Raw genomic sequence first — 7,633 nt, forward strand, 5'->3', positions numbered from 1 at the left:
TCGTTTGAAGTATTGATTCTGTTTTAGAAATTTCAAATAAGTGGATTCAAATTTTATAAAAAAATCATCAATGGTACAGAATAAAGCAGTAATATCAGTCATGAGGATTAGAGTGGTAAGTCGTGTCTAGTAACTCAACTTATGGCTCTAATCCTTGGCTTTTTCAAATAAATCCTTAAACAGGATTCGGGTTAATTAATAAACACACTGCAAAAGAAAAATAGGATATTTATTTTCTATAAATATCCTATAAATCGTATAGTGAAACTACCTAATTATTCATACAGTCAACAATACTAAAAGCTTTCCTAAATGTATTCTGTCGTTTTTTACTTGTATCTGTTTTTCATTAGTTTAAATATATCGCAAAGCATTTTCCTCACGATATTAAAACAGTTTTGTAGAATGGTTACTCGACTTGATAAGCTTGTGCGAAATTATAGATACTTTACAGCGTACATGTTTATTTGGTCAAAGCTAAATAAAAGCACATACTAGAGCTAAAAAGTTAATTCTTTACTTTAATTTGCATTAAAGTAATCAGCTATTTCCTATAGGAAAACAGAGCATCCTTCGTTAGCTTTTACATAGCTCTGTTTTAATTAGGCACCATATTTCAGCATTAAACTCACGGTATAAACATCACCTTTTTCAACAGCCAGTATAAAAGATGTATATCTTTTCATTAAATACTATGCTGTATTTTGATTTGGATGAACGCCATATTGTAAAAGTAATGCGAAAACCTTATAAGCATCATCAACTTTCTTACTCTGAAAATAGAATTTTTTCACCTGATCAAATAATGCTTTCCTCTGATCATAGCGTGGTAAGATCTGAAGTTACTTGTAACTTTCAATATTATTACTTCCATTAGAATAACGTCTAATCGAATCTGCTAAATATTTATCATACAGTTGGTTAATATTATGCCTATTTAGTATATCTATGAAGCTTAAGCTTTTGTAAAGCATAGAAATACCATAATTTTCGTAATATTAGGATCAGCACTATTGCCTAATAATAGCTTTTCTAGTTTAAGTAAATTTTCGTCCATAGCACCATTCAAAGGACAAATTCATTTTTTGCTGTGCGCTCGTTTAAAATATTTTCACTAAAACTAGATTCAAAAAGCTTAAAAGAACAGGCTCTATTAACCACAATCTACTTTTTCCAACTTTAAATTTGTGGATACTGATTATATGAAATATTCGTTCTTAAACTTGCCGATAACGTTTTATCTAAAATGTTTTGCATCATTCATGCTTATATTTTAACGATTTGACTATACTAACCCTTATTAAAATAATACATAATCATCAAACAATATATGCTAAAACAAAATTTCACGCTCTAAACATATATCCCATTTAAAGCAATAAAGAGCCCTGCCATGACCAACAATTTAAATATTATTCGCTCAATTTATAAAGCATCATCTGAAGAAATTACACCCATTTTAGCAGACATTCTTGCAGAAAATGTGCAATGGACAGAAGCTGCAGGCTTCCCCACAGGTGGAACATACATTGGTTTAAATGCCATCAAAACAAATGTATTTTACCGACTCGCAACAGAATGGAGTGGTTTTAAAACAGAGGCAAAAACTTTTCTTGGTGATGACAATAAGGTTGCGGTATTTGGCATATATTCAGGCACATCAAACACAACAGGCAAATACTTTGAAGCTACGTTTGCTCACCTTTGGGAATTAGAACATGAAAAAGTGATAAAAATGGAGCAGTTCGTAGACAGTGCAATGGTTCAAGCTGCTTTAAAATAGTGAACTCAGATCAAAACTCATTTAGGTTCTCTTCATTAAAACCTAAACTTTTACTACGAAAGTTTAGGTTAATTCAAACATACCTTCTAAATATAGATGCCAATACTCATAAACATAATCTACATGCCTATTTTTTTCATAAGTTGGATTATCAAGAGCGTTAGTTCATACGCTTTAGCATATCTTCTACCCTACATACAGCTTAAAATAACAAGATATACGTATGAATTACATAACGTTAATATTTGAAACATATTTACTGCACCAAATAATAAGACATCAAATTAATGTATAAGCTTACGTTATATAAATTGTATAAGGAAAAGGCCAAATGACCACCAATAAATTTAATATACATGCGCAAAAACAAGAATATCCTGGCAGTGATGCACAATTAGAGCCTCAAGCTGAATTTATTTCTGAAAATTATTTAGGTAGCCGTAAATTGGTTGGGAAAGTTGCCCTCATTACTGGTGGCGATAGCGGAATAGGCCGCTCTGCAGCCTTACATTTTGTAAAAGAAGGTGCCGAAGTTGCCATTACCTATCTCAAAGACTCAGAAGTAGAAAAAGTCGATGCAGAATGGGTTAAACAATGGGTTGAAAATGAAGGTGGGGTTTGTCGCATATACCCAGTAGACTTACGACATAGTCAAGAAGCAAAAGACTTAGTGGCACAAGTTCTTAGCGATTTTAAAAAAATTAACATTTTAGTCAACAATGCAGGAACACAATATCCTAACGATGATCTAGCAACATTAGAAGATGAACAATGGCTAGATACATTTGCAACCAACGTTCATTCAATGTTTTATCTAACCAAAGCCACTTTGCCACATTTAGAAAAAGATGATGTTATTATCAATACATCTTCAGTCAATGGATATTTAGCACCAGGGAACATGGTGGACTACTCAACCACAAAAGGTGCACAAATTTCATTCACTCGTGGACTAGCAAATCAACTCTTAAAACGCGGTATTCGTGTTAATGCGGTTGCACCTGGGCCAGTATGGACTCCCCTTCAACCCGCAACATTGGGACAATTTAACCCTGAATTTGTAGAAAATTATGGCGGGAATTCGCCTATGGAGCGTTGTGCACAACCAAGTGAAATGGGGCCAACTTTCGTCTATTTAGCAAGTAGCGATTCATCATTTATTACAGGCCAAACCATTCACCCAAATGGTGGTATGATGGTTGGTGGATAAACGTTTTATTGCATTGTGAAAGTGATGTTATATTAACAAAATATAAGCCATTATTTTAATGTATGCGTGCTCTACAGGTTCTAACTGTAGAGCATTTTAGTGATTTTTTTTGATTGAAGCATACCTCCAAAACCCTTCCATTTAGTGAATATCCATCGCAAAAAATAACCTTTTTACGTTTATAAATTAGATTTTCAACTTTTCTCCTGACTAACAATCCTCAACACATCACCTTTAAAAGACTTATGCACACTATCTTACGTTCATTCATGTGCTCTATATTTTCATTAAAAACATGATAAGTTACTAGGATCTATTCTAATTTGAAAAATAGCTACAAAATGGTTTTTTAACATTTAAATATGACTGATCAGCAAAAAAATGACCATAAATTAAAGGATTTATCTGCTCTTTAGAGGTGAAGTTGCATCATAAAGTGAGTTAATTGGCTTGATTAAATGAAATAAGGACACGCCCTAATACATTTATGTAGATATAAGTTTAAAATACAAAAAATTATTTCTAATACAATAGATCTCTTGTGAAAAAGCAATTTCAGACGTAGTTTGCTTTCACAATGTATTATAAATCATACGTTGTGCTTGATTGTTTTTTGACTGTCGTAAGAGATTTAATGGTTTTTGCATCACATCATGCTCATGCTACATGAGGCTATGCAATAAGTTTTTTGGAAAAAATTACTATAAATACATCCGACCTATTGCTCTTTAAAACTATTAAACACACTTATGGTAATTCCGTTTTCTTGTAAAAATACATCATGTCAATTTTTTGTACCAACATATATTTAATAATTTCAGTGTACCGTACTATTTATTTAAAATAATGATTAAAAGATCTTGTATTACTGAGGATTAAAGTAAAGCATTTCGATTAAGTATTTACATTCCTACTGAGTTATTCTTGGTTTTTTATTCGCAATATTCTAAAAAATAACAGTTATATTTCACGAAAACATGCCTTCATGTTATTTAATTGAATAAACTTGTTCATTTTAGGGTCAAAGTTTACTTTTTAACAAAAATTAAATTATTGAATTTTATGTAATGATTACTTCTGAAAAAGTTAAATTTTCGTATTCAAATTATTTTGAGATTTTTTAAATAAAAATACATTTTATTAAAAATATAATTTTTTATTTCAAATACTTAAAAAATATTTTAAAAAAATAAATATTTAGCGCAACTTTTTACCTACTCCAAACGAACTATTAATTAAGGGTATCAATAACAATATCCTCATACTTATAAAGAAAGGACATAAATATGTTTCAGCTCAATACAAAAAAACGATTTCATACCATCAAATCCTCCATGCTCGCTTTAACACTCGGTATGGCATCTTTAACAACTCATGCTGCCTTGCCTGTAAATAGTAATGCGCCTTCTTTTACTGCAAATGCCGCACTTGCAGGCAAAGATTTTAGTTTTTCTTTAGATAAAGCACTGAAAAAAGGGCCTGTTGTTTTGTATTTTTTCCCTGTTGCATTTTCTTCAGGGTGTACATTAGAAGCACATGCATTTGCAGAAGCCTCTGATGAGTTTAATGCAAAAGGCGCTACAGTCTATGGTATTACAGCGGGTAATGTCGAAAAAATCAAAGAATTTTCGGCACAAGAATGCCGTAATAAATTTGCGATTATTGCTGATCCTGGCGCCAAAATTGCGAAAGAATATGACAGTTTAATGGCGGGTAACGATAAGCTTTTATCTAATCGTACCTCTTATGTCATCACACCAAATCATAAAATACTCATGTCATATACAGACAGTAATCCTGAAATGCATATTCATAAAAGTATGGATGCAGTGACCGAATGGCAAAAAACAAAAAAATAAACGCTGATTGAGTAATTCAAGGACAATAAAATGCTTATTGCGATTCTATCTGCCTTTTTAGGTGGACTTATCTTAAACTTTATGCCGTGTGTTTTTCCTATTATTTCATTTAAAATCATGGGATTAATTGGCCATATAGATAATAAATCCCGCCTACGAAAAGAAGGTATTGCCTTTATGGTCGGTGTGATCATCTCAATGTTCGCTTTGACAGGTGTTTTATTGGCGTTAAGAGCAGGTGGAGAAGCTGTAGGTTGGGGGTTTCAATTACAATCCCCTAAAGTTGTCGCGGTGTTGGCATTAGTTATGCTCGCATCTGCCCTCAATTTATCTGGTGTTTTTGAGGCGGGGTTAAGCCTGCAACGCATTGGGCAACATCAAAATGGAAAAAGTGGTATATATGGTGCAGCGTTAACAGGGGCTTTAGCCATTGTTGTTGCTACACCATGTACCGCCCCATTTATGGCAAGTGCCGTGGGCTATGCATCTGTGCAAAGTGCACCCATTGCTTTAGCTATTTTTTTTAGTTTAGCCCTTGGCTTTGCTGCACCTTTTACCTTGTTGTCGTTTACACCTAGTTTATCTAAAAAACTTCCAAAACCTGGTGCATGGATGGAAACACTTAAACACTTTTTAGCGTTTCCAATGTATGCTGCTACAGCATGGTTAGTATGGGTTGCTGCACAGCAAACTGATGCATCTGGATTAGCCAGTATATTAATGTGTTGTGTTCTTCTTGCGATGACAGCATGGACTTATGGTATAGCACAGCGCCGTGCACTATTAGAAAAAAAGTCAATTTGGCAATATGCCATCACGCTTTGCCTATTGGCCACAACTTTTTATATTATTTTTAATCCTAATAGTGCTTTACGTGTCAATACAAGTGCTCAAACATCTACACCAAGTGAAACGAAGCAATCAAACCAAGCTACAATTGTTAAGTGGTCTCCAAAAGCCTTAGCAGATGCTCAAAATACTCGACGTCCTATTTTTATCGATTTTAATGCTTCATGGTGCATTACGTGTCAAGTCAACGATAAAAATGTGATTTCTACACAAGATGTACAAACAGCTCTCATCAAAACAAATACGATTTATATGGTTGCAGATTCTACAAATTATAATGCAGATATCGTGAAAGCTATGGCAAACTATGGACGTGACGGCCTACCATTATATGTCGTTTACCCTGCAAATGGTGGTCAACCGGTCATTTTACCTCAAGTACTCACAAAAACCGGCTTCATTACAGCGTTAGAAAACGCAGCAAAATTATAATCCTTTAAGAGGTATTCCTTGAGCAGATTCATCTCCCACTCAACCAAAGAATGTGCTCCTCAAACGCAATGGCCAGAGCTGATGCGTTTAGCACAACGCGGAGATGAAAAAGCATATCGGAAACTATTACTGGCCATAGCACCAATCATTGAACGATTTGCACGTTGTAAGGTCAGTGATACATCCATTATTGACGACATTGTACAGGAGAGCTTAATGAACATACATACTCTTCGGCACACCTACGACCCTACACGGCCAATTCTCCCATGGCTTGCTACAATTACTTCTGCACGGGCAATAGATGTACTCAGAAAATATAATCGACATTGGAAACGAGAAATACATGATGAAGTTCTTTTACAACAAATTATTGATCAATCAGATGATCATCACACAGAACATGAAGACAATATTTATCAGCTAGACACATTACTACAACATCTCACAGCACCACAAAGGCAAGTCATTGAACTGGTTAAATTAAATGAACTCAGTTTAGATGAAGCTTCAAAAAAAACAGGGCTTTCTATTTCAGCAGTTAAATCTTTATTACATCGGGCATTAATCACATTACGACATTATGGTAGAGATCAAAAATGAGTCAACATTCTGTACACGATTTAATTGATCGCCTTTCTCATGACTTAAAACCTGTCAAACCGCTACCTCATATTGCTTGGGTTACAACCATTTGGGGGGTCCTTTTATTAGGTATAGGCATTTTTTCTGCATATCTTTTAAACGCAGCACCACAAACATGGCGCCTACCTACATCTTTGCTTAGTATATTCAACTGGATTATTTGTATCACGATTAGTGTCTGGGCTTTATCACATGCATTTTTATCTCAAATTCCAGGTTACACATTTCGTTGGTGGTTTTTAATTCTTAGTTTAACCCTTTGGGCATTGATCAATCTATTTGGCTTAATGACGCCAATACAACATATCGAGCATTTAGGACATGGTACACCATGCTATTTTTTTGTGGTTGTTACAGGCGTACCTATGCTTATATTTAGCATGTTTTTTTTAAAACGATATACATTTTTTAATCCAATCAGTACACTCAAATCACTTAGTTTAAGTACCATTTTTTTATCTTTTTCCCTACTTTCACTATGCCATTCTTCTCAATTCAGTCTCAACGATTTTCTAATGCATGTGCTTGGTGCCATAACCTTAGCTGTATTATGCTTTGGGTTAGGAAGTAGATACTTGAGCGGTAAAAAATAGCTTTCACCTTGTCAGATTTATTTATGGAGCGAATTTATTTTTTATAAATTTGAACCCATACAGTGATCCTAGACAGAATTGTGGAGATTCGATCCCTCTAAAGATTTCAAATAGTTTTGTTCAAAAGCCTCAGGGCTTAACCAACCATTTGCAGAATGTCGTCTAATCCGATTGTAGTAAATTTCAATATACTCGAACAAGACTGAATTAGCCTCTTTTCTTGTAGAAAATACACTGTCATGTACAACATGCCCTTTGAGTG

At 34.0% G+C, this 7,633-nt stretch carries 7 protein-coding genes and 1 pseudogene; 6 read left to right on the forward strand and 2 right to left on the reverse strand.

Annotation, left to right across the window (positions count from 1 at the left end):
- Positions 1-102: pseudogene (locus I2F17_RS12075) on the reverse strand (IS982 family transposase); the annotation flags it as partial.
- A gap of 1,291 nt (positions 103-1,393) precedes the next feature.
- Here I2F17_RS12075 and I2F17_RS12080 point away from each other — a divergent pair.
- From I2F17_RS12080 to I2F17_RS12105, 6 genes are all read left to right on the forward strand, one after another.
- Positions 1,394-1,783: a nuclear transport factor 2 family protein gene (locus I2F17_RS12080; RefSeq protein WP_211140110.1), complete on the forward strand. Its 390-nt coding sequence runs from the start codon at positions 1,394-1,396 to the stop codon at positions 1,781-1,783.
- Between the two features lie 331 nt (positions 1,784-2,114).
- Complete coding sequence (locus I2F17_RS12085; RefSeq protein ID WP_211140111.1) at positions 2,115-2,993, forward strand: SDR family oxidoreductase; 879 nt, start codon at positions 2,115-2,117, stop codon at positions 2,991-2,993.
- 1,286 nt (positions 2,994-4,279) lie between these two features.
- Positions 4,280-4,852, forward strand: a complete 573-nt coding sequence (locus tag I2F17_RS12090; protein ID WP_196423026.1) for a peroxiredoxin — start codon at positions 4,280-4,282, stop codon at positions 4,850-4,852.
- 30 nt (positions 4,853-4,882) lie between these two features.
- Entirely contained in the window at positions 4,883-6,133 is a 1,251-nt protein-coding gene (locus I2F17_RS12095) for a protein-disulfide reductase DsbD family protein (protein ID WP_211140112.1), read from the forward strand.
- 18 nt (positions 6,134-6,151) lie between these two features.
- Positions 6,152-6,736: a sigma-70 family RNA polymerase sigma factor gene (locus tag I2F17_RS12100; RefSeq protein ID WP_211140113.1), complete on the forward strand. Its 585-nt coding sequence runs from the start codon at positions 6,152-6,154 to the stop codon at positions 6,734-6,736.
- On the forward strand, positions 6,733-7,371 hold the full coding sequence (locus I2F17_RS12105) for an NrsF family protein (RefSeq protein WP_211140114.1): 639 nt from the start codon (positions 6,733-6,735) through the stop codon (positions 7,369-7,371). The genes I2F17_RS12100 and I2F17_RS12105 overlap by 4 nt, the downstream gene beginning before the upstream one ends.
- Positions 7,372-7,439: 68 nt before the next feature.
- Here I2F17_RS12105 and I2F17_RS12110 read toward each other — a convergent pair.
- Positions 7,440-7,633, reverse strand: a 194-nt coding sequence (locus tag I2F17_RS12110) for an IS3 family transposase (protein ID WP_211140115.1), incomplete at its 5' end; no start/stop codon positions are given.

The sequence above is a fragment of the Acinetobacter baretiae genome, from assembly GCF_015627105.1.
Classification (GTDB): Bacteria; Pseudomonadota; Gammaproteobacteria; order Pseudomonadales; family Moraxellaceae; genus Acinetobacter; species Acinetobacter baretiae.